This window comes from Actinopolymorpha pittospori, from assembly GCF_014873875.1.
Lineage (GTDB): Bacteria > Actinomycetota > Actinomycetes > Propionibacteriales > Actinopolymorphaceae > Actinopolymorpha > Actinopolymorpha pittospori.
This window is the reverse complement of the sequence record NZ_JADBEM010000001.1, coordinates 2643501-2669726: the sequence shown is the minus strand read 5'-3', so window position 1 is coordinate 2669726 and position 26226 is coordinate 2643501. Positions and strand designations below refer to the sequence as shown.

At 65.3% G+C, this 26226-nt stretch carries 19 protein-coding genes and 1 pseudogene; 6 read left to right on the top strand and 14 right to left on the bottom strand.

The window, feature by feature from the left end:
• Positions 1–227: 227 nt before the first annotated feature.
• The gene (locus tag HEB94_RS12560) at positions 228–476 is read left to right on the top strand and encodes a hypothetical protein (RefSeq protein WP_192750047.1); all 249 of its coding nucleotides are present in this window, start codon (positions 228–230) and stop codon (positions 474–476) included.
• 158 nt (positions 477–634) lie between these two features.
• Here HEB94_RS12560 and HEB94_RS12555 read toward each other — a convergent pair whose 3' ends face one another.
• Positions 635–2014, bottom strand: a complete 1380-nt coding sequence (locus tag HEB94_RS12555; RefSeq protein WP_192751886.1) for an IS1380 family transposase — start codon at positions 2012–2014, stop codon at positions 635–637.
• 204 nt (positions 2015–2218) lie between these two features.
• Between HEB94_RS12555 and HEB94_RS12550 the strand changes: the two genes are divergently transcribed.
• Positions 2219–3025: a phosphotransferase gene (locus tag HEB94_RS12550; protein WP_192750046.1), complete on the top strand. Its 807-nt coding sequence runs from the start codon at positions 2219–2221 to the stop codon at positions 3023–3025.
• A gap of 69 nt (positions 3026–3094) precedes the next feature.
• Here the strand turns inward: HEB94_RS12550 and HEB94_RS53480 are convergent, their stop codons facing one another.
• Complete coding sequence (locus HEB94_RS53480) at positions 3095–3883, bottom strand: GNAT family N-acetyltransferase (protein WP_337918524.1); 789 nt, start codon at positions 3881–3883, stop codon at positions 3095–3097.
• Positions 3884–4269: 386 nt separating this feature from the next.
• On the opposite strand from HEB94_RS53480, the gene HEB94_RS12540 reads away from it, so the two are divergent.
• Entirely contained in the window at positions 4270–4857 is a 588-nt protein-coding gene (locus HEB94_RS12540) for an AAA family ATPase (RefSeq protein ID WP_192750044.1), read from the top strand.
• Between the two features lie 12 nt (positions 4858–4869).
• Here HEB94_RS12540 and HEB94_RS12535 read toward each other — a convergent pair whose 3' ends face one another.
• The 4 genes from HEB94_RS12535 to HEB94_RS12525 form a co-directional block, all read right to left on the bottom strand.
• On the bottom strand, positions 4870–6150 hold the full coding sequence (locus HEB94_RS12535) for an IS701 family transposase (protein ID WP_192756202.1): 1281 nt from the start codon (positions 6148–6150) through the stop codon (positions 4870–4872).
• A 400-nt stretch (positions 6151–6550) separates the two neighbouring features.
• On the bottom strand, positions 6551–7219 hold the full coding sequence (locus HEB94_RS12530; protein WP_192750043.1) for a DUF305 domain-containing protein: 669 nt from the start codon (positions 7217–7219) through the stop codon (positions 6551–6553).
• Positions 7220–7307: 88 nt separating this feature from the next.
• On the bottom strand, positions 7308–7673 hold the full coding sequence (locus tag HEB94_RS54555) for a DUF6153 family protein (protein WP_420481587.1): 366 nt from the start codon (positions 7671–7673) through the stop codon (positions 7308–7310).
• A gap of 231 nt (positions 7674–7904) precedes the next feature.
• Positions 7905–9263: an MFS transporter gene (locus HEB94_RS12525; protein WP_337918523.1), complete on the bottom strand. Its 1359-nt coding sequence runs from the start codon at positions 9261–9263 to the stop codon at positions 7905–7907.
• 120 nt (positions 9264–9383) lie between these two features.
• Here HEB94_RS12525 and HEB94_RS12520 point away from each other — a divergent pair, with 120 nt between their 5' ends.
• Positions 9384–10043: a TetR/AcrR family transcriptional regulator gene (locus tag HEB94_RS12520; protein ID WP_192750041.1), complete on the top strand. Its 660-nt coding sequence runs from the start codon at positions 9384–9386 to the stop codon at positions 10041–10043.
• Positions 10044–10254: 211 nt separating this feature from the next.
• Complete coding sequence (locus HEB94_RS54550) at positions 10255–10755, top strand: helix-turn-helix domain-containing protein (RefSeq protein ID WP_420481586.1); 501 nt, start codon at positions 10255–10257, stop codon at positions 10753–10755.
• A gap of 859 nt (positions 10756–11614) precedes the next feature.
• On the opposite strand, the gene HEB94_RS54545 is transcribed toward HEB94_RS54550, so the two are convergent.
• The 3 genes from HEB94_RS54545 to HEB94_RS12505 form a co-directional block, all read right to left on the bottom strand.
• Positions 11615–12016, bottom strand: a complete 402-nt coding sequence (locus HEB94_RS54545) for a DUF6188 family protein (protein ID WP_420481530.1) — start codon at positions 12014–12016, stop codon at positions 11615–11617.
• A gap of 317 nt (positions 12017–12333) precedes the next feature.
• Positions 12334–12792: a hypothetical protein gene (locus HEB94_RS12510; protein ID WP_192750039.1), complete on the bottom strand. Its 459-nt coding sequence runs from the start codon at positions 12790–12792 to the stop codon at positions 12334–12336.
• Positions 12782–13714: a polymorphic toxin-type HINT domain-containing protein gene (locus tag HEB94_RS12505; RefSeq protein WP_202896309.1), complete on the bottom strand. Its 933-nt coding sequence runs from the start codon at positions 13712–13714 to the stop codon at positions 12782–12784. Before HEB94_RS12505 ends, HEB94_RS12510 begins: the two co-directional genes overlap by 11 nt.
• A gap of 518 nt (positions 13715–14232) precedes the next feature.
• On the opposite strand from HEB94_RS12505, the gene HEB94_RS12500 reads away from it, so the two are divergent.
• Positions 14233–15710 (top strand): IS3 family transposase gene (locus tag HEB94_RS12500; RefSeq protein ID WP_420481529.1). Its coding sequence is split into 2 segments (ribosomal slippage): positions 14233–14599 and positions 14599–15710, totalling 1479 coding nucleotides; the frame shifts between segments, so codons are not numbered across the junction.
• A gap of 315 nt (positions 15711–16025) precedes the next feature.
• On the opposite strand, the pseudogene HEB94_RS12495 reads toward HEB94_RS12500, so the two are convergent.
• The 5 genes and pseudogenes from HEB94_RS12495 to HEB94_RS53475 all read right to left on the bottom strand — a co-directional run.
• Positions 16026–17078: pseudogene (locus tag HEB94_RS12495) on the bottom strand (IS110 family RNA-guided transposase); the annotation flags it as partial.
• 206 nt (positions 17079–17284) lie between these two features.
• Positions 17285–18244: an IS110 family transposase gene (locus HEB94_RS12490; RefSeq protein WP_202896308.1), complete on the bottom strand. Its 960-nt coding sequence runs from the start codon at positions 18242–18244 to the stop codon at positions 17285–17287.
• 179 nt (positions 18245–18423) lie between these two features.
• Positions 18424–18756 carry a hypothetical protein gene (locus tag HEB94_RS12485; protein ID WP_192750038.1) on the bottom strand — a complete coding sequence of 111 codons (333 nt, stop codon included), beginning with the start codon at positions 18754–18756 and terminating at the stop codon, positions 18424–18426.
• Positions 18757–19065: 309 nt separating this feature from the next.
• Positions 19066–19323, bottom strand: coding sequence for an Imm32 family immunity protein (locus tag HEB94_RS12480; RefSeq protein ID WP_192750037.1), 258 nt, complete (start codon positions 19321–19323; stop codon positions 19066–19068).
• 86 nt (positions 19324–19409) lie between these two features.
• Positions 19410–26222, bottom strand: a complete 6813-nt coding sequence (locus tag HEB94_RS53475) for a polymorphic toxin-type HINT domain-containing protein (protein ID WP_192750036.1) — start codon at positions 26220–26222, stop codon at positions 19410–19412.
• Positions 26223–26226: the final 4 nt, after the last annotated feature.

The window sequence follows — 26226 nt, the reverse complement described above, 5'->3', positions numbered from 1 at the left end:
GTGCCCGGTAGGTGTCACCGCTGCACCAGCCGGGACACCCCAGCGGGCCAGCAGCTTTGTTATCGGCTCGCTCGGATGGTTAGGGTCGACCATCCGCCGATCCTGCCTCCGCACGCCGCTGAGGTACATCGCTTTACCGATCAGACGCGCGTCCCCATACAAGAAGGTTTGAGGCGTGCAGGGCGGATGTCGCGGCCGTCGCGGTAGGTGATCTACGATGCCTGGCCATGGCAGCTGACCAGTCCCCGTGGAACTCGACGTCCGAGGGCGAGTGGCGTGCGTTTCTTGATCGCCGGATCGCTGGCGTCTCGGATTGGCAGGCGGAGCGACTCAACGGCGTCACGAACGATACGTGGAAGCTGACGCCAGCGGATCTGGGGAAGACCAACGCAAGCTACGTCGCTCGACACTATCGACGCACGCAAGGTGCGGCCGAACTTGCCTTCGAGCTAGCCTCAACTATTCACGGAAATTGATCTAGTGGTGATGGATTCTTGTTTGGGCTTGCGTGGTTGTGAAAGCTGCTTGCGGGTAGGCTGGCGCGCCCGGCGGCTGGGCGCCGGTTGTTGTTGTTCAGTGGGGGTTTGCGGGTCTCCGTTTCTGCGGCTCGCGAGGTGGTCAGGGACGGCGGGTGTTAGCCGAAGGCCGTACGGATGCGCGTCCAGCCTTTCTCGATCGCGGGGCTGGGGGTCCAGGAAGAGTCCAGTTTCAGATACAGCTGTCGGGCGGTGGAGACGATTTTTCCGGCGACGTGTAGGACTTTGTAGCGGAAGGTTTCGGGTGTGGCTTTGGCGATCCCGGGGTGGTCTTTGAAGCCGAGCAGTTTCGCCCAGCTGATCAGATCCGCGGCGGCGAGCGCTATCTCGAACCAGGCCTGGTTGTGGCAGAACGCGTCCAGCGGCAGGTTGCCCAGGCCGAGGTGGCCGGAGTCTTTGATCCGTGCTTCGACGTGGGCGTGCTGGCGGTGTCGTAGCTCCAGTCCCTGGATCTGGTGGGGGACTACACGGGCCGGGGTGTCGGTGATGAACGCGGTCAGCCGCATCCCGTCACTGGTGGTGTTGTGCAGTTGGAGTTGGGCGCCCGGATGCGGGCGTTCCTTGCGTAGGATCAGCCGGGTGCCTTGCGGCCACTTCGACAGATCCACACAGTGTGTGGCTTCGAACACCATGGCACCGTCACGGATCCCGTCGTCTTCGATCGCGGTCGCCCACAGCTGCTCGTCCACCGCGTCGGCGATCCCCACATAGGTGGGGGTCGACTCGGTGGAGAAGCTGAACTCGCAGTGTTTCTGCCGGCAGTAGGCGGCGAAGTCGTAGGTCGCCCCGGCCGCATCGGCCCGGATCAGGATCTCCGGCGCACCGTCGACGCCAGGCCGGTAGGACTCCGGGAGCGCTTCAAGGGTCAGGTCCAGCAGTGTCTTGTGGTCGGCGATGGTGTTCGACCCGGCGTTTCCGGGCCGAAGGATCCCAGCCAGCGACTCCCCGCCGGAGATCTCGGGCCGGTCCAGATAGGAGTGCAGCGGATGGAACCCGAAGCTCTTCTTCCAGGTCGGTGCAGCGCCGGACTTCTCGCTGTGAGCGATGGTGATCGTGGCATCGAAGTCGATGTGCAGATACCCACCGGTGGCCTCCAGGTCCGGGGCCGCTCCCGCCTGCCAGGCCCGCTCACGCGCCTTCGCCCGCGCCTGACGCACCAGCCCCAGATGCCGTTCATCGATCCTGTCGACCAGCCGCCACACGGTCGGCTGACTGGCCACCGCCCCGTGCAGTTGCGGGCGGTCCCGCAACACCGCGATCCCCGACGTCGACGTCGCCCCATCGGCGATCGCACACGCCTGATCAGCGAACACCTGCCCCGGGGAGTGAAGCCACGGGCCCCGATACGTGTCAGCCAACGCCTGGGTGACGAACCTGGTCAGACCCACGAACTCAGCGAGCTCGCGCAGCATCGACACACCCGCATGCGAGGCCAACCCGTGCCCATCCGAGCTGACCCGAAACCGCGGCCCAGCCACGCCACCCCTGCCGCCAGCCGAACCATCCTTGCCTCGGCGTGCCTTCTTCCCACCCGACGAACCCTTGCTACGCTTCACCTACGGAGTGCCTTTCTACGAGAAAGATCGTTGTCCTCAAACACCGATTCTTCCTTACAGACAAGGCACTCCGCCGCATTTAGACCCCGTGCCGCCGACCCACGTGAATAGCCGAGGCTAGCGGCGGTGCGATACCTGGCTGAGCAGACGTTTCCGGTCGCAGATGTCGTCGAGGCAAGGGACGGAACACGCTTCGACTACATCGAGGGTCGCCCGTGCGCCCTGTTCACCTACGTGGACGGGACGGCCGGGGAGAGTCCGGGGGAAACAGGTTGCGCCGACCTGACCTCCGGTGTCACCGCAGCCCGCCTCTTGGCTCAGATGCACCTGGTGACTCAAGGCCGAACCTTCCCTGGGTCTCGAACCGAGCACAGCGACCCGATCACGCGTCTCGCGCGATGGGTCAGCGGCGACGGCGCCGACCCCGAGTTCCTGGACATACCAGGTGGACCCGCGTTCCTGCATCATCTGAAGCGGCTGCTGCATACCCTCGATTCCGAGCTGGACCAGAGAGGCAACGTGTGGGTTGGCTTGGTGCATGGAGACGTCGGACCCAACAACCTGGTCCTGGACAGCGCGGGCACTGTCGCCGCGCTGCTCGACTTTGACGACTGCCTGTACTCCTACGTCATCTACGATCTGGCTTCGATCCTTTGGTACTGGGGCCGTTCAGCTGGTGGCGACCTCGACGGGACGCGAATCAGAAACCTGATCGATGCCTACTCGGCTGTTCGGGAGTTGACAGCGGACGAACGCCACCTACTAGCACCACTGTTTGCCTCCTACATCGCTGGCGACGCCATCGGAAAGATCACTTGGTGGTGGCGAGGGGCGAGGAAACCACGACCTGTAGAGGCGATCGACAGCGGCCGGGCTTATCTCGACCTCGCGACAAACCCCACGACCACCGATCTCTTCGCAGATCGGGCCTGACGGTCGAGGTTCGCGTGTCCCCTGCCGCGGACCTGAAGTTTCTCTTTCCGTCGGAGCCGGCAGACGGTCCTAGATCTGCAGGCGCATGACGACGGAGTCGCCTGGGTCCCACGAACGGTCTGAGCTTCGGTACTCGTCGCGCTTGGTTGGCTGGAAGCCAAAGCGTTCGAACATCGACATCGTGCCCGCGTGACTCATTGACTTGGCGGTAGTCAGGCATGCGTTGACGCTGCCGACACCTGGGACTTCCTTGTGCGGCCAGTTCTCTTCCAGGTAGTCGATGACCTCTTGCGAACGCCACCGATAGGTCTTCCGGAGCTTACGCACCGTCGGGTCATTGTGCGGAAACGCGATGGGGGTTGCCTCGATCCACCCGCCGCCGCGTTGACGAATCGCCTCGAGCGCCGCCGCCAGCGCGGTCGTTGCGACACCCCGCCGCCGATAGTCCATCCGCGTGGTGAAACACGTTATCCGCCAGTCCGAAGAGGGATGCCTGGCGACCATCTCTGGCGGAGTCCGGTCGTCCCGCACAACCGGTAGCGCGCTCGCGCGGCCGAAGTGGCACCATCCCACGGGCTCTCCCCTGCCGTACACCAGGATCCCGTGTGCGCGCCCCTGCCACACCAGTTCCTTCACAGCCGAGAGCTCTTGGGCCCGCCCGAACGCCCTGGCGGGAAAGACGCTCCGCGATCGGTCGGGAACTCCGAAGCGCTCAGCTCTCTCCGTTGCCGTACGGGCCACCGAGGGTAGATGCCGCCCGTGCAGATAGAGCGTGCACGCGCAGCCGTGGACCTGGGAGAAGAACCTCTCGAAGTCTGGCCAGGTACGCTTCGACAACTCCTTCGTCGTGAACCGCATCTCGCCCGTGACCATCGGAGCCACCTCCGTCGTTCGTGCCGACTCTTGCTGCTGCCGTTCGCGACCCGCGTTCGGGCGCTCGTGCCAGACCGCAGACGGTGACTGAGCATCGATCTGGTCCCGGCGTGGGTCAAGAATCGCAGCTGTATAGGACATCCTGTGTCTTGTATGGCGCGAAGGCGTGAGACTCCCGGCCAGGTCGGCGACCTGTGTCCGCGAGAGCCTCGCTGCTCGCTCGAACTGACTGCCGGCGAGAGACCGCTCAGGACCGTCACGTGCCGTGGCCAGTTGCGCGCCAGTTGCACGGTCGGCCGAATCCGGTACGACCTCGTGTGACCGGTCGTTCGGGTAGATCCGCGAGGATGCCTGCGCTAGCCTCACCGACCATGGTTGAGCCACGCCGCCCGGAGCATGTCCTCATCGGACCAGTGGGCGCAGGGAAGACCACGCTCGGCTCACGGCTTGCCGAGCGCCTCGGGCTTCCGCATGTCCAACTCGACTCCATCGCGAACGAGTACTACCGCGCTGCGCCAGACTTCGACGCCCCCACGTACAACTCCTTGATGGCCAAGTCGTTCGTTGCCGCCTATCGCTACTGGGAGCCGTCTCTCGCCTACGCGGTCGAGCGTGTAGTAGCCGACCACCACGACTGCGTGTTCGACCTCGGCGCCGGGCACACCTCGTTCCTCGATCGACAGCTGCACGCACGGGTCGCGACCGCCCTGAGCCCGTTCGAAAGCGTCGTGCTGCTCCTCCCGTCTCGAGACACGGCAAGATCCGTCAGCATCCTGCGCGAACGGTGCCAACAGCGCGGCCACGAGTGGATCCACGAAGACGTCGACTTCATTGAGTATTGGGTCACCGACGATCAGAACCGGCGCCTGGCCAAGCGTGTCCTGTACAGCGAGGATTGCGATCCTGATGCCCTCGTCGAGCAGCTCCTCGCAGGAGATCCGAACACCGCGTTGACGTGAGCGTACCTAGTACTACAGCCGTAATTCGTAATCTTGGTTTCGTCGTCGGTAGTGGCAGAGTCGGGCGTGGTGTTGGTGGTGGCGGCGGAATCGGCTCCATCGGATGGTGTGGGTTAGGGGGTGGCTTGGGTGGGTGATGGTGGCTCTGAGGTGCCGGATCTCGTTGCAGGTTAGGGGAACCATTGCTCTGCTGGGGTCGGGATGGCTGTCTGGGCCTGCTTGGACGGCGAGGAAGGCGTGGGCGAGCATGGCCAGGGTGGTCCAGCGGTGCCAGGAGGTCCAGGTACGGACTTGGTGCTCGTCCAGTGCGGCGCACCCTTTGCCGACTTGGATGTTCTCCTCGATTCGCCAGCGAGTTCCAGCGACCGTGGCCAGTCTTGCCAGGCTGACGTCGGTGGTGGCATGGCACAGGAAGTAGGCCTGTTCGCCGGTGGCCGGATGGCGGCGGACCAGCAGCCACCGGTAGCCAGCTCGGCTGAGGTTTGCCAGACGGGTGAGGGCCCAGTGGTAGAGCCGTTCGCCTTTGCTGCCTTTGCCGGCCGAGGCAAGGTGCCAGTCGGTTGCCGGTAACTGCGCGGCGAACTCATCGGCTCGCATTCTGCCGGTGCCTGTGCCGGTGCTCGTGTCTGCTGGAGTGGGGATCTGGGTGTCGCATGAGACTGCCATGACGTAGTTCAGGTGTCGTTCCTCGAAGGCTTGTCGCAGTCGGGGATTGTCGCCGTAGGCCTCATCGGCGCTGACCCACCCGGGCAGGATGCCGGCGGCCAACGCCCGGTCGGTCATGGCCAGCGCCAGCTGCGGTTTGGTCTGAAACTCCACATCTTCAGGCACGCCGGCCTCCGCCAGCCGGCCCGGATCGGTTGTCCAGGACTGGGGCAGGTACAGGCCGACGTCGATGAACGCGTGCCCGCGCGGGCTGGCCAGGGTGGCGAACACCGCGACCTGGCAGTTCTCGATCCGACCACACGTGCCTGAGTACTGCCGCTGCACCCCCACCGTGTGGCTGCCCTTCTTCTGATCCCCTGTCTCATCGAACACCAGCACCACCCGATCCGGATCCACGCCGTCGGTCAGGTTCGCCGCCACGTACTCGGCCAACTCACTTCGCACCGCCGCGTCGTCCCAGACCGCACGGCCGAGCAGATACTGGATCCGATCCGGGCTGCGGTGCCCGGCATGCTCAGCCAGCGTCCAGCAGTTAGCCCTGGGCAGGCCCGCAAGCAGACCGTCGACCACGTCCCGCGCCGTCCGAGCGGTCTCCGGCCGGACAAAGCACGACCCAACCCGACGCATCAGCGCGTCCAACTCCCGCTCCCACCCAGCGACCTCTACGCTGAGAGCAGCGGCCGCCGCCTCAATGTCTATCGTCTTCACAAACGCAGACAATGTCGCGGCGGCCGCGCGCTGTCACAGCAACACGCCGAGCATCAAAACTCCGCCGACCAGCCGAGATCACGAATTACGGCTGTAGTACTAGGGTGCGTCTCCCAAATCCTGCCTGGCGCGATGCCCCCGCATCCACGCTGGCCACGTTGTCCTAGTCGCGCGTAGAACACCGCTACGCGCTCCTCCTCCGCCTCGCCACCGCGGCGCGGATGCACCGCTCGCTTCACCGGCTCGATTCGGGAGACGCACCCTAGCTGGCAAAGGCGAACCAGGCGCCTGCCGACGGCAACGCCCCTGCTACGGATAGCTACTTGTCGAGGAGCTTGGTCATCTGCTCGATCTCGGCGGTTTGGGAGGTGACGATGCTGCTGGCCAGTATGACGGCTGGCCGATAGGAGCCCTTGGCCGTCTCGTTCTTTGCCATCTCTACAGCGCCCTGGTGGTGCTTGATCATCATCTTGAGGAAGGCCGCGTCGAAGGCCGGACCAGTGGCTCCCTCGAGTTTCTTCATCTCCTCCGCGGTCATCATCCCCGGCATCTCCGCCATGCCGGAGTCCATGCCCGAATGGTCCATTCCGGAGTGATCCATCCCCGGTTCCGAGTCCTCAGGAACCTGCTCGCCCCAGGATGTCAGCCATGCCGACATGGTTTTGATCTCAGGGCCCTGCTCCTGCTTGATGGTTGCGGCGAGTGCCTTCACTTCGGGTGAGGAAGCGCGCGTCGGGGCGAGGTCCGCCATCTGCACCGCCTGGCGGTGGTGCGGAATCATGTCCTCGGCAAAGGAGACGTCGGTCGCGTTGTGCGCGCCAGCAGTCACCGAGGCGGTCGTGGAGGCTGAGGGCGTGGCGCTCTCGGAGTCGGGCTGCTCGGAGTTACCGCCGCAGGCCGCGAGGACCGTGACGGTAGTGGCGGCGGCCGCAGCCGAGGCCAGCCAGCGAATGGAGGTTCGCTTGGACATCCCTTGGTTGGTGCTCATGGTGATACTGCTCCCTGTGCTGTTGATCTGGTACTGGGCATGCCGAGGCGAGCGACGTCGTGAAGCAGGCGCCGCCGGTGCGGTGTGCCTATATGCGCAGGAGCTGTAACTCAGACAGGGACGGCGGGGCCCGTCCGGCGTTCTCGGGACCAACTGGCCATGCCGTCAAGGGCCGCGGGCTCACGGCGTCGATCACGATCGGGACGAGTGCGGGCAACGCAGGGGCGCCCGCTACCCCAGCCGCCGAACACATGGCGTCAACATGGTCGGCATGGCCGCCGCCGTGTTGAGGGACCTCGCAGCCGCCAGCGGTACGTACATGCTCGAACTCACCAGTCGTGGCGTTCGCATGGGCAGGCATCGCGTGAGCGGAGATGGCGCTCTCATCGTCAGGCATGACCGCAGGGCCAAGCCCATGCATGGCGACTACCCCGGCCACCACGAGGAGGAGCATCAGCAGACACGGACCACCCCGTAGTCGCGTCATCTGCCGGAGGTTCACCGGCACCATGGTACGGAAGGCTCCTCAGAGACTCGCGTGTCCACCGGCGAACAACGATGAGTACGTCAGCGTGCGAGAAAGTCAGCGACACAGAAGCGGTCATACCTGTCCCGACCGGATGAAGGGCGACATTCAAGGGCCTGGTCGGCCCAAGACCGAGCCGCGTGCCGGGCCGCGGGTCGGTCAGCGAGCTGGCGTCATGGCCGCCGGGGCGGGCTGGCGTCCTGGAATCAGGCCACCGGAGATGAGCGCCCCCACCAGGGCGGCGACGGCAGCGACGGTGAACGCGGCGGTGTAGCCGCCCTCGGCCTGGGTGGCCAGGCTGGCCGCGGCGACGCTGGAGGTCACGGCAGCGCCGATCGAGGCGCCGAACTCATGGAAGGTGCTCACGATGCCCGAGGCCACGCCGGCCTCGTGCGGGGCGACCTGCCCGAGCGCGGTGACCGAGGCGACCACGAACAGGGTCCCGATTCCGGCCGCGGCGACACTGACCCCAATGACCACGCCAACCATGGTGGGCGTGAAGGCTGGCACGGCGAGCCCGGCGGCGGCGACAACCAGGCCGATGGTCGCGAGGGTGCGGCCGCCCACCCGTCCGATGATCCGCCCGCCGAGCTGCGCACCGATCATCGTCGCCACGGCGACGGGCAAGAACAGCACCCCGGTGACCAGCGGCCCGAGCTGCGCATGTCCTTGCAGGTAGAACGAGCCGAGAAAGAACACCGCCACCATCAGCGCCGTGCCGATCGCGATCACGAACGTGCCCGCGAGCACCGGACGCCGAAACAGCAGGCCCAGGTCCATCAGTGGAGATACCGTCGCCCGCTGGCGCCACCCGAACAGCAGGTAGAGCCCGACGCCAACGGCAAAGAGGATCCAGGTCCGCGGGGCCAGCCAGCCGACCTCCCCGGCTCCGATCATCGCGTAGATCACCGAGCCGGTCGCCGCCGTCACAAGAAGCGCCCCGAGCACGTCGACGCCCAGCCGCTGGCCGGTCTCCACCGGAGGCAGCGAGGGAAGCACTTTGCTGAGCACGATGAACACGACCACACCGATGGGAACGTTGACGAAGAACACCCACGGCCAGCCGGGGCCCGCAGCCAGCAGGCCACCGATCAGTACGCCGACCGCGGCACCACCGCCACCGAGGGCCGACCAGATGCCCAGCGCACGGTTGCGCTCGTCACCCTCGAACATCCGCACCACCATCGACAACGCAGACGGCGACAGCATCGCTGCGCCGAGGCCCTGTCCCACGCGGCCGGCCAGCACGACGACGCCGTCCTGTGCGGCGCCGGTGGCGAACGACGCGATCGTGAACAGCGCCAAACCGAGCATCACCATCATCCGCGGCCCGATCAGGTCGGCGATCCGCCCGCCAAGCAGCATCAGGCCACCGAAGGTGAGCGTGTACGCGCTGACCACCCAGGTCAGCGTCTGCCGTTCCAGCCCCAGATCGGCACCCATCAGTGGCAGCGCGATCGCCACCACGGTGACATCCAAGATCAGCATGAACTGCGCGATCCCGAGCAACGCCAGCACCTGCCAACGTCTGGGGTAGCTGCTCATGGCCTTCCTCCTCCTTAACTCAAGCACTCGTGTACGAGTTGCAACGGCTATACTAACTCGTACGTTCCCGTACGAGTTAGGGGGTTGGACGAGATGCCGAAGAGGCAGCGCACGACCACGCCGAAAGCCGGCGCCTCTTCGACCTCAGAACGGCGGCTCGGTGCCAACGTGCGCGCGGACGCCCAGCGCAACCGGACAGCGATCGTCCGCGCGACCGTCGAATCGCTGGGAAACAACTCCGACGCCTCGGTGGCCGACATCGCAGCCGCCGCCGGGGTCGGACGAATGACGCTCTACGGACATTTCAAGACGCGCGCCGAACTCGTTGAAGCTGCCCTCCTCGACGCACTTGACCGCGGCGACGAGGTCCTCAGCCGGCTGGAACTCGGCGGCGACCCCCGCAAGGCCTTCGCTGCACTGATCGAGTCCAGCTGGATGCTGGTCGACCAGTCACGTGCACTGCTCACAGCGGCTCAGAAGGAACTGCCGCCGACACGGATCCGCGAACTCCACCAGAAGGCCGAAGCCCACGTACGTGGGCTCCTCGAACGCGGCCAGCGTGAGGGCGCATTCCGCACCGACCTGCCGGTGAGCTGGCTCCTCGCCACCACGCACGTCGTCATGCACGGCGCCGCAGACGAGATCGCCGTTGGCCGCCTGAACCCCGAGGAAGCTCCGCGATACATCAGGGCGACGCTCCTGGCGGCATTCGCGCCAGCGGATGGTCCCGATAGGGGCTCCGTGACACCGTGATCGATGACGATGCTTCTCACAGGGACCGCGACGCGGCGGCGATATCCGTCGAACGCCAGTCGACGCACTTCGACGGGGTGGAGGGGCGACCAGCAACACCACTGACAGATGGCTGAGGCCTCCGGCCGCCTATCACCGCGTTTCTGCAGGTCAGGTGCGGTGGGCTGGCGGGGGTTCTGTTTCAGGACATCGGAATGGCGTGCCGCAAGACATGCGAATAGGTGGTCCGTCACCGTCTGTCGATGTCGAAGGTGCGTCTTGTGATCACGGCTGTTGTTGTCGAGGCCGTAGCCAAAGTGCGGTGGCCCGGGAGTACGGGGTGTCCCAGGGCCGGGTCAGCCGGCTGCTGGCCCGATACCGGGCCGAGGGACAGGCCGCGTTCGAGCCCCGGTCACGGCGCCCGAACACCTCACCAACCGCCGTCAAGGACGCGACCGTTGAGCTGATCGTCCGGATCCGCAAGGAACTATCCGAACAAGGCCTGGACGCCGGCCCTGCGACCATCGCCCGGCACCTGCAACACTGTCATCACCTCAGGGTCTCCTCGGCCACGATCAGCCGCTACCGGACCCGAGACGTTCACGTCAACAGGCAGATCGGCCACACACCGGAGACAGTGACGGGGCGATGCGGCGATGTCCAGAGCCTTCAATGCTGCGGCCCAGCTAAAACTGCTGCATGGACGAGCTTGAGGATCAAGCTATCTCAGTGAGGACGATGCAGACCTGTGAGGACTCCTCTGGATCGTCGCCATACACCTCAATCCTATTCCGTTTTCCAGCTACGGGAAGGCGAAGGCCCATTGCGCCATTCGGATCATAGATCGCCAGGCTGGCGTCCGGAAGGCTGATCTCTCCTGCGAAGAGTTTGTCGAGGCCTGGGGGGGAATACGGCCCCTCGATGCAGACTACGCCAACATGCCCGCTAGCTGCCTGCCGCACCGAGATGTAGAGCGAATCCGGTCCAGCGTGAATAGGTGCGACACCCGGGTCCCATTCGTTATGAGCGTCCGTGCTGGTGGGAGCCGATGCAACAAGGAGGCCGTGCGCAAACCTGACCATGCCAGCGCCGTAAAAGCTATCCGCCAGCAAGGCCACATTTGATAAATTAAAAGTCACACCACTCCTTAAGGATCCGTTAACCACTCCACCCTGTCGGCGTGAACAATCTCTGCAGTGAGGATAGAGCGTCCAGGGACCATTTGGATTCAGCCTATTCGGCGGCTTATGGGCGCCCGTCCAGTGGCCCGTGCGTGTGGAGTCTCATGCATGCTGACCTCGCCACTTACCTGACTGGCCGTCACAGATGCCCTCGACGACGGGTTCTACTGACAGAACCATCTGCAGACCTTGGAGTGCCGGCGGCATGGGCGACCCCGTCACGGTCATTGGGGCTCCACCGCGTCCATGACGATGGACCTCTACGGGGCAGACGAATCCCTGAACACGGTCCTCCGTCCGCCGAGGTTACCGTCAACGACGTCAGTCAGACGCCTCAGAAGCACCACTGGCGAACTTTTGGCGGAGTTTCTGAAGCGTCGAACCCCATTACCACGGCCAGTTGCCGAGCCGCTACGGAGTAGTGGCGCCAAACAATCTCATGACCCCCACTCCACCCTCATGTAACCAATCGAATTCCTCTGGCTTGCGAACATGCACCACTATCTCGGGCCCCCCTCCTCGAACATTCAGATGGTGTCCCGTGCTGAACACTGCCCGCAACGCACCGGACTTGAATGCTACCGCTGACAAAACAGCAGTACCCACCAGTCTCTGCCACTCTTCACCGGATAACGGAACTACGCTCGGGGCAACTGCTGACCCATAGGTCAGAAGCACCGGGCCTCTGATTGTCACCTCTGCCCCGCAGTTCAACCTCAGCACAAGCCCTTGATGCTCAGAAGTCTCAGCAACGGAAACAACTGTGCTACCTCGCAGTCCAAGGATCCAGCGATCCTCCAACTCTTCCGTCATCGCTCCCCTGGAGATAGTCGAAAATGTTCCCGATGCTGTCACCAGGGCTACGCCAACCCGACTCCGCCCCCAATGTCAAGGCCATGGACATGGCCATGGACACCCTGAGATCCTAAACGAAGCGCTGGCGGCGCCGAGAACGACCCTTGCGACCCACCAGCCGCAGCGGCCGTCCGTCGGCATTGCCGTCACCGTTGCCTTCAAGAGCGGCAGAAGCTCGCCAACAAAGGCTCGCGAAGCTTACTGGCGTTGCACGATTAACCGTCAGCGCCTGCGCCGGAGTAACACCTTCGGAGATCCTTCCGGTCCATCACAGATCAGACGGAGCCTTGGGGGAACCCATAATGTAGACCACCCCGCACCGAAACTCGCCAGGCTTCCACTGTGCCGGAACAGTCAGGAAATATCTCCGCCCGAAAGCCGGGGTCCCACTCTAGGGCAACGTATCCGGCGTCGCCAAAGATGACCCCTGCCACGGCCGGCCGAAGCTGTTCAAGGATCCCATTCAATGTCGCAGCCCGCGAATCATAAATGGTCTTGAACTGGTCAAATGCTTCCACCCCCGCTCCCCGCTGCGGGTACGTCATGTCACGAGACCCCATAATGATCGTGCCTTGCTGCACGATGCGGAAAGGACATTGCATATGGGCATTGACCGCCTCGCCACGAAGGCTGATGAACTCAACCACACTCATGTCGGCCGCCCTGCCGACGGAGCGAACTGTCGCACCCTGGAGGAGTTGTCGGATCTCAGTCATCTCATCGTTAGCAGCCACCGAACATTCCTTTGCCCTCTTCTACGATTCGGTGAAAGTCGTACCCCTGTCCGGTGATTCTGTCGTGTAGCGACCGGCGCTCCGCCGGCGTTATCTGCCGGCCGAGGCTTCGTTCGACCTCGCGCATCGCACCTTTGAATTCCTTGTTCTCTGCTTGGTTTCCTCGCGGCGCGTGGTAGCCGTCATCATCGAGATCGCCTGGGTCCCAGCCCTTCTTGAGGTCCTCGAGCCCTTTCTCCCAGTCGAATCCGCCGTCATTGTGCACGAGGACTGCCGTGCGCCCAGCCAGCACATAGTACGTGTGGATGTTGGCGATGGTGAGGTTGTAGGCGGTGTCGGTGTGTTGGGTGGCCCAGGCGATACCTCCGACGCTGGTCCCATCGCCGTCGGCGGTGAGGAGTTGGTCGCTGGGGTCGATGTCCGCCGCGTCCTGCCAGGCGCGGTCGGTGGCGTTCCAGAACGGGTGGTCCTCGGTAGTGGTCACAACCCCGGCAGCCACGCGCAAGTCGACGAGCTTGTCCTGGTGCACCCACACCGCGCTGACCGGCTCCACCTGCTGCTCACCGGTCTGCGGGTCGGTCGCGACCACCCGGTCCCCGACCTCGATGTCACTGATCGGTTTGAGTTTCCCGCCGGCCATCAACACCAACGTCGGACCAACGAAACTTCGCATGCCACAGGCGGACTCGGCTCTGGCGAGGTTCCGCTCCGCAGCCGACAACTCATCGGATTGCTTCGCGTAGGCTCGAAGCGCCTTCGACAGATTCCCACTGAGCCGGCCCAGTTCACCGGCCACCCTTGCCGCACGCCGCCACTTCCACGGCGCCCCGTACTTCACGACGAGCTTGCCCGCCACACCACCGACGAGCTCCTCCGCGAGCTCGTCCTGGACCCCACCGAGAAACTCCAACCCACTGGCCACCCACCAGGCTCAAACGCAGGCGACCCCGAAGCCAAAGAGGGTTCGGGGTCATTCCCTGAGAGATCACATTGGAGCCGCCTGTGGGAATCGAACCCACGACCTACGCGTTACGAGATGCCCTGCCAAAGCCCGCCAGGGCATTCACCAGCAACCTCGCCAAATCTCATGCCCACAGCCAACGGAACCACACCAACCGCCGCCGATTCGCACCACAACCCACACTATGGGGAACCCTGTCGGCGCATGCAGCGTTGTCGTTGTAGCGCCGTTATGGTGTTGCTCCCGCAAACCTGCTGCAGACGTCAGCACAGCTCACTACTTCTTCGAGACCATTGAAATCCCGCCCAGCGCAAGGGAAAATATCCGGGTGAGCACCTTCCGAACCTCCGGATCTCGATCGAGGCGTTCCAGGGATTCGAACCTCGCCGGATCAAGATCCCTCTCTGCCAACCTCTCCTGAGACACCCCATCCGGTAGGAATTACTGACTGATGAGGGCGAGATCTGGAGAGAGGTTCGATGACGGTCACGACGGCGGTGCCGCCAGTGCGCCATGCTGTGCGGGTGGAGGAAGTGCCTGATCCGCAGGTGCCCGAGCGGGCCACGCGTAGGACGTACACGGCGAAGTACAAGGCCGGGATCCTGGCGGAGTACGACCGGCTGGACCGTGATGGCCGGGGCGCGTTGATGCGCCGGGAGGGCTTGTACTCCTCGCTGATCAGTGAGTGGCGCAAGCAGCGTGACAAGGGCGCGCTGGAAGCGCTGGGGAAGACTCGGGGTCGGCCTGCGGTCGACCCGGTGGAGGCAGACAACGCGGCGCTGCGCGCCCAGGTCGCCAAGTTGCAGGCCGAGCTGGAGACGTCTCGGCGGGTAATCGAGGTGCAGGGAAAGCTCTCCGCGCTGCTGGAACAGCTCGCCACTGGCAGCGGGGCCGAGGAGGACCCGGCGAGATGAGCACGGCGATCGCGGCCGCGGTCGATGATGCGGTGGGCGAGTTGGTGCCCCTGGTCGGCGCCAAGGCAGGCTGTGCGGCGGTCGGTGTGGCGCGGGCGTCCTTCTACCGAGCTCGCCCGGCTGGTAAGGCCACGGCTGCGCCGAGTCCGGAACCCGAGCGGAAGCCACAGGTGCAGCCGCGTGCGCTGTCGGAGGCGGAGCGGGCCGCGGTGTTGGAGGTGTTGCACTCCAAGCGGTTCGCCGACGCCGCACCGGCCACCGTCTACGCCACGCTGCTGGACGAGGGGACCTACCTGGCCAGTGAGTCGACGATGTACCGGCTGCTGCGCGAGCGGGGCGAAACCGGGGATCGGCGTCGGCACGCCACCCATCCGGCGAAGGTGAAACCCGAGCTCGTCGCGGCCAGCCCCAACCAGGTCTGGAGTTGGGACATCACCAAGCTGGCAGGCCCGGCGAAGTGGACCTACTACTACCTGTATCTGATCCTCGACATCTTCTCCCGCTACCCGGTCGGCTGGATGGTGGCCTCCCGAGAATCCGCGACCCTGGCCGAGCGGCTGATCGCCGAGACGGTCCGCAAGCAGCAGGCCGACCGCAACCAGCTCACCTTGCACGCCGACCGGGGCTCCTCGATGGCCTCCAAGCCGGTCGCGTTCCTGCTCGCCGACCTGGGAGTCACCAAGAGCCACAGCCGGCCGCACTGCTCGAACGACAATCCGTACTCCGAAGCGCAATTCAAGACCCTGAAGTACCGGCCCGACTTCCCCGACCGGTTCGGCTGCATCGAGGACGCCCGCGTGTTCTGTGACCGGTTCTTCGCCTGGTACGCCCACGACCACCGGCACTCCGGAATCGGTCTACATACCCCCGCAGACGTCCACTACGGGCGCGCTCACACCGTCAGCGAGGCCCGCGGCCGCGTCCTGGACGCCGCCCACGCAGCACACCCCGAACGGTTCGTCCGCAAGCCACCCCAGTCACCGAAGCTGCCCGCCGCGGCATGGATCAACAAACCCCAGGACAAGGAAGAACCGACTCAGTAATAGCTTCAAGAACGTGTCTCAGAAAGGTTGACAGACATCCCAAGTCGAAAGTTGTCAAGCAGCGACTTGTTCCGTGCGATGTGACCATGCGGTCGCTTCGTCGTACGTGGTGCCGGTCCTGAGGCAGCCGTGCAGGATGCCGACCAGCCGGTTGGCGAGCTGGCGGACGGCGGCGTGGTGGCCGAGGCCGCGGGCTCGCTGCTGGTCGTAGTAGGCGCGGGAACCGGGCGAGCAGATCATCGCGGCGTAGGCCTGGCGGCCGAGCGCGTCGATGAGGCGGCCCGCTGCGGGACTGGCGGTTGTGTCTGGTGTGGACTTGGTGATGATCTGGTGGACTTCGCGGGCGATGTAGCGTTTGAGGCAGCGCAGAACCTCGCGTCGGGTCTTGCCTTCGCTGATGCGGCGTTGCATGTAGTCGCGGGTGGCCGGATCCCAGCGCAGGCGAGACAGGGCGATGCGGTAGAGCGCGGCGTTGGCGTTGCGGTCGCCGCCACGGTTGAGGCGGTGGCGGGTGGTCTGCCCGGAGGACGCCTCGACCGGGCTGACACCGCACAGCGACGCGAAGGATCCCTCGCTGCGCAGCCGTTCGGGGTTGTCGCCGACCGTGATCAGCAGGGTCGCGGCGTTGTCGGGGCCGATGCCGGGCCGGTCCAGCAGCCTGGGTGCTCGGGTTTTGACCGCCTCGGTGATGCGTTGCTCCAGGTCGCTGATCTCGGTGGTCAACGCGAGGATCCGGCGGGCCAGGATGCGCAGCGTGTAGGCCGCGGCGCTGACGACATCGTCGGGCGTGCTGGCCTCCAGCGCTGCGCAGTGCCGGACCAGGGCGGTGTTGCTCAGTCCGGACATCGCCTCCCGCAGAGCCGGGTCGGCGGCGACGAGCACGGCTTTGAGCTGGTTGATCGTCTGGGTGCGAGCCTTGAGGGCGGATGCTTTGGCCAGCTTGAACATCCGCAGCATCTCCACGGGCCCGTCCCCGGTCTTCGCCGCGGCCGTGGCCCGGCCCGACAGCAGCGCGCGGGCGGCCGACTCGGCGTCGATGACGTCGGTCTTGCCCCGCCGGCGGCGGGTGGCCTTGTCAGGCTGATTTACCTCGATCACCTCGACACCCTTGCAGCGCAAGTACCGGGCCAGCGCTGCGCCGTAGGAGCCGGTGCCCTCGATGCCGGCCCGCCGCAGCGTCCCGAAACCACGCGTCCAGGCCACCAGCTCCCGGTAGCCAGCGGTGGTCGCGGGGAACGTCGCGGTGGCCAGCAGCGCACCCAGAAGCGTGACCACCGCCGCGGTGTGCGTGTTCTTGTGTGTATCCACGCCGACGACGACGTCGTCTAGGTTGGTCTCATCCTGGTCGCGCCGCACGGGTTGGGACATGCTGGGCATGGTCGTCTGACTCCTGATCGCCATGGGGACGGAAGGCCACCGCCGGTCCAGGCGTGGGCGGTCAGAACTGTGATGGTGCCCTGTTCACGGCAAGGCCCCTATCGGGACACGCCCCGCCGGTCCGGCGGCCGCACGCACCGTCCCAGGCCGTGGCCGACAGATCTACACGAAGGCATCACGGCCAGTTCTTGCGCGGGTCAGGCCACGGCCTGGGACGACACGCCATGATCCTCACAGTTCTTGCGGGCTTTGGCGCTGGCGTAGCGGTCGGGGTCGTCACCGAACTCGGCAAGCACCCGGGCACCGAGGATCATGCCCAGACCGGGCTGAGACACGATGATCTCAGCGTCCGGGTGCCGCCCAAAATGTGCTTCCACCTGCTCCTGCATGCTCTTGATCTGCTCATTCAGCGTGGTCAGGATGGCCGCTTGGGCGCGGACGGTGGCTGAGTAGGCCGACGTCACGATGGCCGGCTGACCGAGCTGCTCGGCGCGCAGCGCCGCCCGGATCTTCTGGGCCTTGTCGGCCACATGGTGGCGACGGGCCCGCTTGAGCGCCGCGGTGATCTGGGCGGTCGTCAACCGGGCCGCCGAGTCCGGGTCGGGCGCCTTGGCCAGCAGTTCGAGAGCATCAGCTCCGGCCAGATCACCGAACGCGGCCAGGGCAGAGGGAAAGAACTCCCGCAGCGCGTGCCGCAGCCGCAGCATGTGACGGTTACGTTCCCAGATCAACGTCTTGTGCGCCCGGGCGACCACCTTGATCGCCTCGGCCTCAGCGGTGTCCCCGGCAACCGGCCGTAGCTGGTGATGCTGCAGGCGCACCATGTCGGCGATGGTGTGGGCATCGGCGGGATCGCTCTTGGCCCCCGACACCGACGTACTCTCCCGGAACCGGGCAACCTGCAGCGGGTTGATCGCATAAACCCGGTAGCCGGCCGCGATCAGCGCCTGCACCCACGGGCCCCTGTCGGTCTCGATCCCGATCACGACCTGGTCGGCCTCGGCGTTCTCATCCAACTGCCGCCCGATCAACTCGTGCAGCCGTGCGATCCCAGCAATGCCCTCCTCCAGCCGGGCCTTGGCCAGCCGTCGCCCCTGCACGTCCTGCAATTCGACGTCGTGATGATCCTCAGCCCAGTCGTCCCCGACGAACAGCACCTGTTCTCCCGTCCTCGACAGCCACCATCAGCAGCCCGCGGGAGAACCTCCGCAACCTAATGATCAAGTGCTCACGCCACACGACGGCGGGCACGACATCCCATCAGCGGTCCATCCTCCCGACCACCGGCAGGGGCACGATCTGTCAATAGGACTTCATGTCCTGGCTCCGAGAGTGCTCACCTGCCGACGGCTACCGGGCACCGAGTCTGCCAGCGGCTGACCCGGTAACTCTCATTAGGCTCCGGATCGATCGTGGCAACTCCGCCCGCGTCCCTGCCATCCACTTTCGAGAACAACAGGAGGCATCGGTAGGCTCGCACAGAGCCTCCCTGGATCTCGCGCATCAACGACTCGAGGACGACGACTTCCTCCTTGACCTGGCCGCGTAGTGCATCCACCGAGGTCCACCGAGTGGCCAAGCCCCGGTCCTCCGCCTCCGACTGGATCTCGAGCAGCGTATCGAAACTGATCTGACACACGCGGAAGTCGGGGTCGGTCGAGTTAATCATTATTCAGGCGACTCCGTCGAGAACGGCTACGCGCTTTGGTGGGATGTGAGCCGGGAGCGTGTGGACTGCCACCTGCGCGACTGAAGGGAATCCGATCGTGCACGACACTCTGCCAAGTATTGCGGAGAGACGAAGACGACGGAGCAGCGGTATCAAGCCGTCTTGGCGTGCGTGCCAGTTCAATGCCCACCGACCTCTCCCCGGCATTATACCGTCGGTTGACACGGCATCAGGGAGCACTGCTGGACCCCCTAAGTACTCGCGTTTCCGTAAGGGACGCGTGGTGGACACGAGTCTGTCCATCCAGTCCTAAGCTCTGCGTTCAACTATGAGATCGTAGGACGATTCGATCTCTTGGTCCGCCGTCAAATGAATATGGGCCCCTTCGCGAACTCCTTCTTGCGCGAGAGTCAATAGATGACGCGCCAGCGAGGTCAATCCGGTCCGATTTGCCTTGATGACAACCTCCCTTAAATCGATCTGTAATTCGATTTCGAAATCATCATCCCAGACGAAACGAATTCCCTCATCGGTCCGATACTCAGGAACATTGATGATCTGATCCACCACTCACACCGCCATCCTCTACACCGACAAAGTTAGCGGGGAGTCTTGTAGGAAGCACTCCTACAAGACTCCCCGCCCGTGTAACTCTATTGCAGATAGACGTGTCGATTCTCGATAACCATCGACTTCCCAGGCTTCCTAGGGTTCGGCCCTAACCTCTCAAAGTTCATGTGCGGACCACCCCCGTGCCTACCTGTAATATCGGAGTCGCCCATCCTAGCAACACGGGCGCCGTCCTGTGAGACATATCGCCCACTGCCCGCCACGGGTTCGGAGTAGTCTGGGCCAACCCATCTCTCCGCCGCGTCAAGAGCTTCGTTTGTCGGTAGCTGGGTTCCATCAACCGGATGACCATCGCCATCGAACTTCCGGTAAGAAGTCCACGGACACGTCGTGTTGTGGACGAGTACCGGTGCGGTGCCCGCTAGTACATGGTACGTGTGGATGTTGGCGATGGTGAGGTTGTAGGCGGTGTCGGTGTGTTGGGTGGCCCAGGCGATCCCACCGAGGCGGGTCTTGTCGCCGTTGGCGGCGAGGAGTTGGTCGCCGGGGTCGATGTTCGCCGCGTCCTGCCACTCCCGGTCGGTGGCGTTCCAGAACGGGTGGTCCTCGGTGGTCGTCACCACCCCGGCGTCGACGCGCAGGTCGACGAGCTTGTCCTGATGCACCCACACCGCGGTGACCGGCTCCACCCGCTGCTCACCTGTCTGCGGGTCGGTGGCGACCACCCGGTCCCCGACCTTGACGTCAGCGATCGGTTTGAGTTTCCCGCCGGCCATCAACACCAACGTCGAACCAGCGAAACTTCGCATCCCACACGCCGACGCGACCCGGGCAAGGTTCCGCTCCGCATTGGCCAACTCATCCGAATGCTTCGCATACGCACGAAGCCCACTCGCCAGGTCACCACTAAGCCGACCCAGCTCCCCGGCCACCCTTGCAGCACGACGCCACTTCCACGGCGCCCCGTACTTCACGACCAGCTTGCCCGCCACACCACCAACGAACGACAACAACACCGTGCCCGCAGTCGACAGACACGACCCGGTGTCACCCGTAGTGAAACAGTCCACCGCATCGGTGATCCCCAGCTCGTCCGCCATCAACGTGACCACCGCCTGCGCGGCCTTCACAAGCTGTTTGCGCGCGACTTCCTTCGCACCACGGGCGCGCGTCACCTGCTGGTTCGCGTGCTGAACCTCCCGAACCTGCTCGCGGTGAGCCCTGGACTGCCCGCCGTCATAAGGCGCGCCGTCACCAGCCGGAACCCGCGGCGGCGCGGGATACGGGTCACCCCACTCATCGATCGGATACAACCCAGACGGGTCAGACAAGGTGACCGGGTTGTTCCCCGCGTAGGAGTACGCGTTCAACGACTGCGGACTGGTCGGGTCCAGCACCGGGTCCGCCGACAGGAAGTTGCCTGTGGCTGGGTCGTACTCACGCGCACCCAGGTGCGTCAAACCCGTCTCTTTGTGCGGCACCCCACCCACGAAGCCGCGGGTGGAGGGCCAGGTCGGGTTCGACCGCAACACACCGAATGGATTCTGCCGACGCCGGCTGGCCTGCTGAGTCCCCTCATCGATCGCGACCAGCGCAGTGTTCTGCGGGTCCCCGACCAGCCACGAGATCTTGGTGCCACCCGCACCATCAGTGGCCCGCACAGCAACCGTCTGCCCGTTGTGGCTGTAGTGACGCTGCGCCGAGATCGCACCGGCGGCCGACTCGTGAACCTCCGTCTCCCCCACATACAACACCGTCTCCGCCGCATCACGACGCAACAACAGGGTGCCGTCCGCGTCATACACCAACCCGGAAACGTCCCCGCCCTCGGTCACCGACTCCAGACGCCCTTCGCCGTCCCAGTCCAGCGTCTGCGTCGCACCCGTGGAGTGGTTCACCCGCGAGGTCGTGTTGCCCGCCTCGTCGTAGACGTACTTCTTCACCGTCGAACCGTTCGTGATCGACTGCACCGCATGCGGCTGCGGCTTGCCAGCCGCCGGATACACGAACGTCGACGTCACATCGCCCGAGCTCAGGTGCGCGGTCTGAGTCTTCCGCTGACCCGTCGAGGTATACGTCCACGACGTCCAATACGGCGCCGGCCCACCCAGCACTGCCCCGCTCGGCCCGGCCGAGCATCCGCCAGATGCCTGCGTCCACGAATCAGCCAGCCGCTGGTAGCCGTCGTACCTGTAACACTCCACCTCGTCTGGAGTCCCCGCCACCTCCGTCGCGGACAGCACGTTCCCAGCCGCGTCGTAGGTGAACGACCGGTCGGTGGGCAACTCCGTGTTGGTCTGGTCATCGGCGTACGCGCGCTTCAGCCGCCGTGTCCCGTCCTCGTACTCCATCGTCAGAGACACGTGCTTTGAATCGAGCGCCCGAGCCAGGATGTATTGCTCTGGGTCGCCCAGCGGCGAGTACACCGTGTCCTTCACATAGCTGGACCTGCCTTCCAGCGTCGTAGGCATTCCCAGGTCGTTGTAGCTCTGAGTCAAGATTTCCAACGGGAGTCCACCGGCCTGGGGCAGGATCGCGGTGTCCAGCGTTCCGTCCAGGTTGTAGGTGTAGTCCTTCCGGTAGGTGCCGCCCAGGCCCTCCTCAGCCGCGGGGATGACTGTCTCCTCGCGGGTGGGCCGATACAGCTCGTCGTAGGTGACGACCTTGTTGGTGTAGGCCGCACCGTCGATGTAGCGCGTGGAGGCGACAGGCATCCCCTCCGCACCGGGGATGGTGTCGAAGGTCCACTCCGCGAGCTTCGTCCCGGCGGTCGAGCCCGCGAACAGCCCGGTCTTGCGGCCCAGCGCATCGTAGGAGTAGGCGAGCTTCTCCCCTCGGGCATCGGTCGACGTGGCCACGCGATCGAGGTCGTCATACGTTGAGACCGTCGTGCCCTTGTCCGGGTCCGACGTGCTGGTCTGACGGCCACGCAGGTCGTAGGTGTACGTCCAGTCGTTCCCGGCCACGTCACTGATGCCGGCCAGCCGGTCGGCGTGGTCATAGGAGTACGTCGTGGCGGTGAAGCTTCCCGACGGCGCACCACCGGGGTGCTCCCGCCGCTCAACCACGTTTCCGCGAGCATCGGTGATTGTGGTCACGCCAGGGGCGCCTGTCGGCGGGTCGACGTAGGTCCGGTCACCCCCGTAGCGCGTGGTCGTCTGCCAGCGCTGTTGTCCGCTCGTTGTCAGTGTCTGCGCACTTTCACGGCCGACGCCGTCGTAGGTGAACGACGTCAACGCCGGCGTGCCCGCGTCGGTCACCGATACCAAACCAGCGCCTGGCACCGCGGAGTTGTAGAAGTCGGCCCTGGTCTTCTCCACCAGACCGCGCTTGTCGTAGATGGTGTCCGCGACCACCCGACCACCATTGGCCCCCGGGCGCTGCGTCTGCCGAGGCCGCAACCAGGAGTCGAAGATGTCATAGCTGGTGTTGAAGGTGGTTCCGTCGTGACGCAGCGTCGACGTCGCAACTGCCGGCGGTGCGGTCGCGGTCACGCTATAGGCGAACCTCAGGTTGGGCTGCTGCTCCTGGGTTCTGTTCGCCAGCCACACCGACTTCAGCCGTCCCAATGCGTCGTAGGCAAGGTCGGTGTTCTCACCGTTGGTGTCCACGATCGACGTCGCGGACCCCCACGCCGCCTCGAGCTTCGTCGTCAGCGTGTGGCCGAGCGGGTTCTTCTCCACCGTCTGCGTCAACGGGCCACCGGTGGCCGGCGTGTACGTCGTCGTAGTGGTCTTGTCGTCCGCGTCTGTGACCGTGCGCACGCGGCCGTGCGCGTCGTAGGTGGACGTCGAGACCGTCTGGTAGACCGGCGACCCCCCGGAGTACGACGCCACCCGCTCCGACCTCGTGGCGTCGCCCTTGGTCGGCGCCGCACCCACCGCCTGAGTGTCATAGGCGGTCCGAACGTCCGAGATCACATCGTCGGGCCGTGAAGGCGTTCCGGCACACTTCACGCTGACCGTCTCCACCCGGGACGGGTAGTCCAGCATCCAGGTGTCGGTGTCCTGGGCGTAGGTCGTCCGCGTGCACTGATCGTCGCCGGTCGTGGCGTCGTCACCCTGGTCGTCGACAGTGGCGATCAACCCGTCGTCGGTGAACGTGCTGACAGACGTGGTCCCGCGCACTCCCCGGTCGCCGTCCAGCGTCGTCCGCGTGCGGCTCTTGCCGACCCGGACAATGTGCGCCGCAATGTCGCCTGACGGCTGGTCCCGGAAGGCGGTCTGCCGCACCCAGGGGTCCGAGATCTCCCCGGACACCTCCGCGCCACCAACTCCGTTGAGAACCCTCGTCTCCCGAACGATGCCGGCCAGGTGGTTGGCATCGTCGACCGATACACCTTCGGAGTCGGTCACCACGGCGTTCTTCGTCCCGCCCCCGGAGAGCCGGTCACCGTCCATGCCCCGGAAGTACCGCGCCGTCGACTGTGACCTCGTGGCAGTCAGCGAGTCGCCGAGCGTCGTCGTAACCAGCGTGTAACCACGCCACTGCGACCAGGTGCGGTACTTGTTCGGCGTGATGCCGTCGGTGTCGTCGTAGTGCCAGGCTGCACCGTTGGCCGGGTAGCTGTAGCCGGTTTGGACGGTCGGCGCGCCGCCAGTCTGGTCAATCTGTAGCACTTGCGCCGCGAGGTACTTGTGGAACCAGTCAAGCTCCGGCTGCGTCTTGCCCGGCGGGGTCCAGTACGACGGGAAGCACCGCTTGGTGTTTGTGTCGACGGCCGGGAGCGCGGACCGGCTGCATTCGGTGGCCGTGTAGTTGACCTGAAGCCGACCGCCGGTCTCCGAAGTGATCGTGCGGACCCGCCACTTCCGCAGCGGAGCGATGCCCTCCAGCGCGTCCACGCGGTTCGTCAGCTGCGTTCCGCCGAAGACGACCTTCGGCAACGTGATCGCGTCGGCCGCCTCGCCCACCTTGCCGGTCTGTGCGATCGAGGTCAACCACAGTGCGGCGCTCGTTCCGTCACCTGGTGAGGGGAACGATTGGGTCAACGTCCAGGTGTCGACGTCACGGTAGGTCGTGCCCGACACCCACACCTGTGTCCTGATCGTCGACAGCCGCAGCTGGGAGAAGAACGTCGGCGACGTCTTGCCGGTGCATGCCTGACCGGAGGCACAGAGCTGGTCGAACGGGACGTCGGGCCAGGCACCCTGATTCGTGCTCGTCAGTGTCGTGCATGGCTCGGTCGAGGTTGGCACGCACCGCTGAGCCGTACCGAACAGCACCCGGAACGGCGTAGGCGTCGAATAGATGGTGTTCGACCGCTGGCCGTACTCGATCCGCGAAAGGATCGCACCCCGCATGTACTGCGTGCCGGGGGTCGCGACGCCGTTCTTGGCGTAGAAGTTCCCCTCCCGCCCGTAGTAGTAGCTCATCACGTTGCCGTTCGGGTCGACAACGTAGTCGAGCATCCACCGCCAAGCCTGGTTGCAGAACGACGACGCGAAGCCCGACGAGCTGTAGCACGGCTCGCTCTTGCCGTCGCCGGCGTCCGCGTCGTCACCGGCGACCGGCGCCCACAGCACCGAGTTCGTGGTCGGCTTACCCGACGTCCAGCCCGGCAGCTGATACAACCCGAAGTGGTATTGCGTGCCGTCGGTCGTGGTGACCTTCCAGTACTCCCGGTCGTTGTCGCCGTTGTCGATCGGGTTCGTCAACCGCTGCACCCGGGAGCCGTCGTCATCCTTCAGCCGCCACGCGCCGGTCTTGTCGTCCTTGACCAGCTCGGTCGACTTGCCGTTCAGAGACAAGGTCGCGTTGTCGTACTTCCAGCACAGGTCGCCCTTGCCGGCGTGTCCGTCGTCCGCGCATGAGCCGTACTTCCGCTCGACGTAGGACATGCCCAGGTCGAAGCCCTCACCAATCCAGGACGGTTGGTTGTTCGTCGATCCCTGACGCCCGTCAACGCTCTGGGCGGAGTACGACAGTGCCACCGACGGCTCCGGCCCGCCGACGGCCGGGGGCACCCGGAACGGATACGACCACGTGAAGTCTCCACTCGATCCACCAGCCGCCCACGTCGACGACGCCGTCAACGACGTTGCGGCGAAGTCCCCCGCGTCACTCGACGACCCCGCCAACGCCGCGATGACCGTCGGCCCACCAGCAGTCGTGAGCTCGACCTTGCCAGAAAGCCGTCGACTGGACTCGTCGTTCTCCGACGTGAGCGGCGTCACCTGCTGGCATGCCGCCTGCTCCGGAGTCGACCACGCGCATTCGGGCAGTTGGACCAGCCGCAACCGGCGTGACCAGTCGGCCCCGAAAGCCGTTTGGTACATCGAGTAGTCGAGAGTCAGCCTCACGCCTTGGCTGGCAGCGCCGCCCTTCCGCGCTGCCGTCTCGCGCTTCTCCGGCGTCGCGACCTCGCTCCCGATCTCGCCGGCCTCTTCCGGTTCGAGCCGAAGCAGGACTCCGGTCACACCGACGCGGTCGGTGGCGGACCGTCCGGCGACCTCGACCCGCACCCGGTCCACGCTGGACGGAGGAGCGAGACCCGCGGAGGGCTTCTTCGCAGTGCTTGCGCTGTCGGATGGAGCCGCCTGGATCCAGACGGGCAGCAAGCCGGCACGGATGGCACCGGCTGAGCCGGTGATCGCCGTCCGTGCGGCCGATGGCAGCTCTACCGAAGCCGCGCCGCTTGGCCAGGTCGCCTTCGGTACCGAACGCACCGTGGCACGCTTCGCCGGGTCAGGCGTGGTGTCAAGCTTGGCGTGCACCGGACGCACCGGCACCGACTTGACCGGCTGCGTAGGAGGCGGTGTCCAGTCGCCGGTGTCCGACATCGCCGGAGCCGCCTGCATCGTCGTGGCTGTCAGAACGATCGCGGTAGCGACCGCGACCAGCCGCGCCATCGTGCCCATCCGCGTCATCGACCCGCGCGACCGACGTCCGCTCACCGAA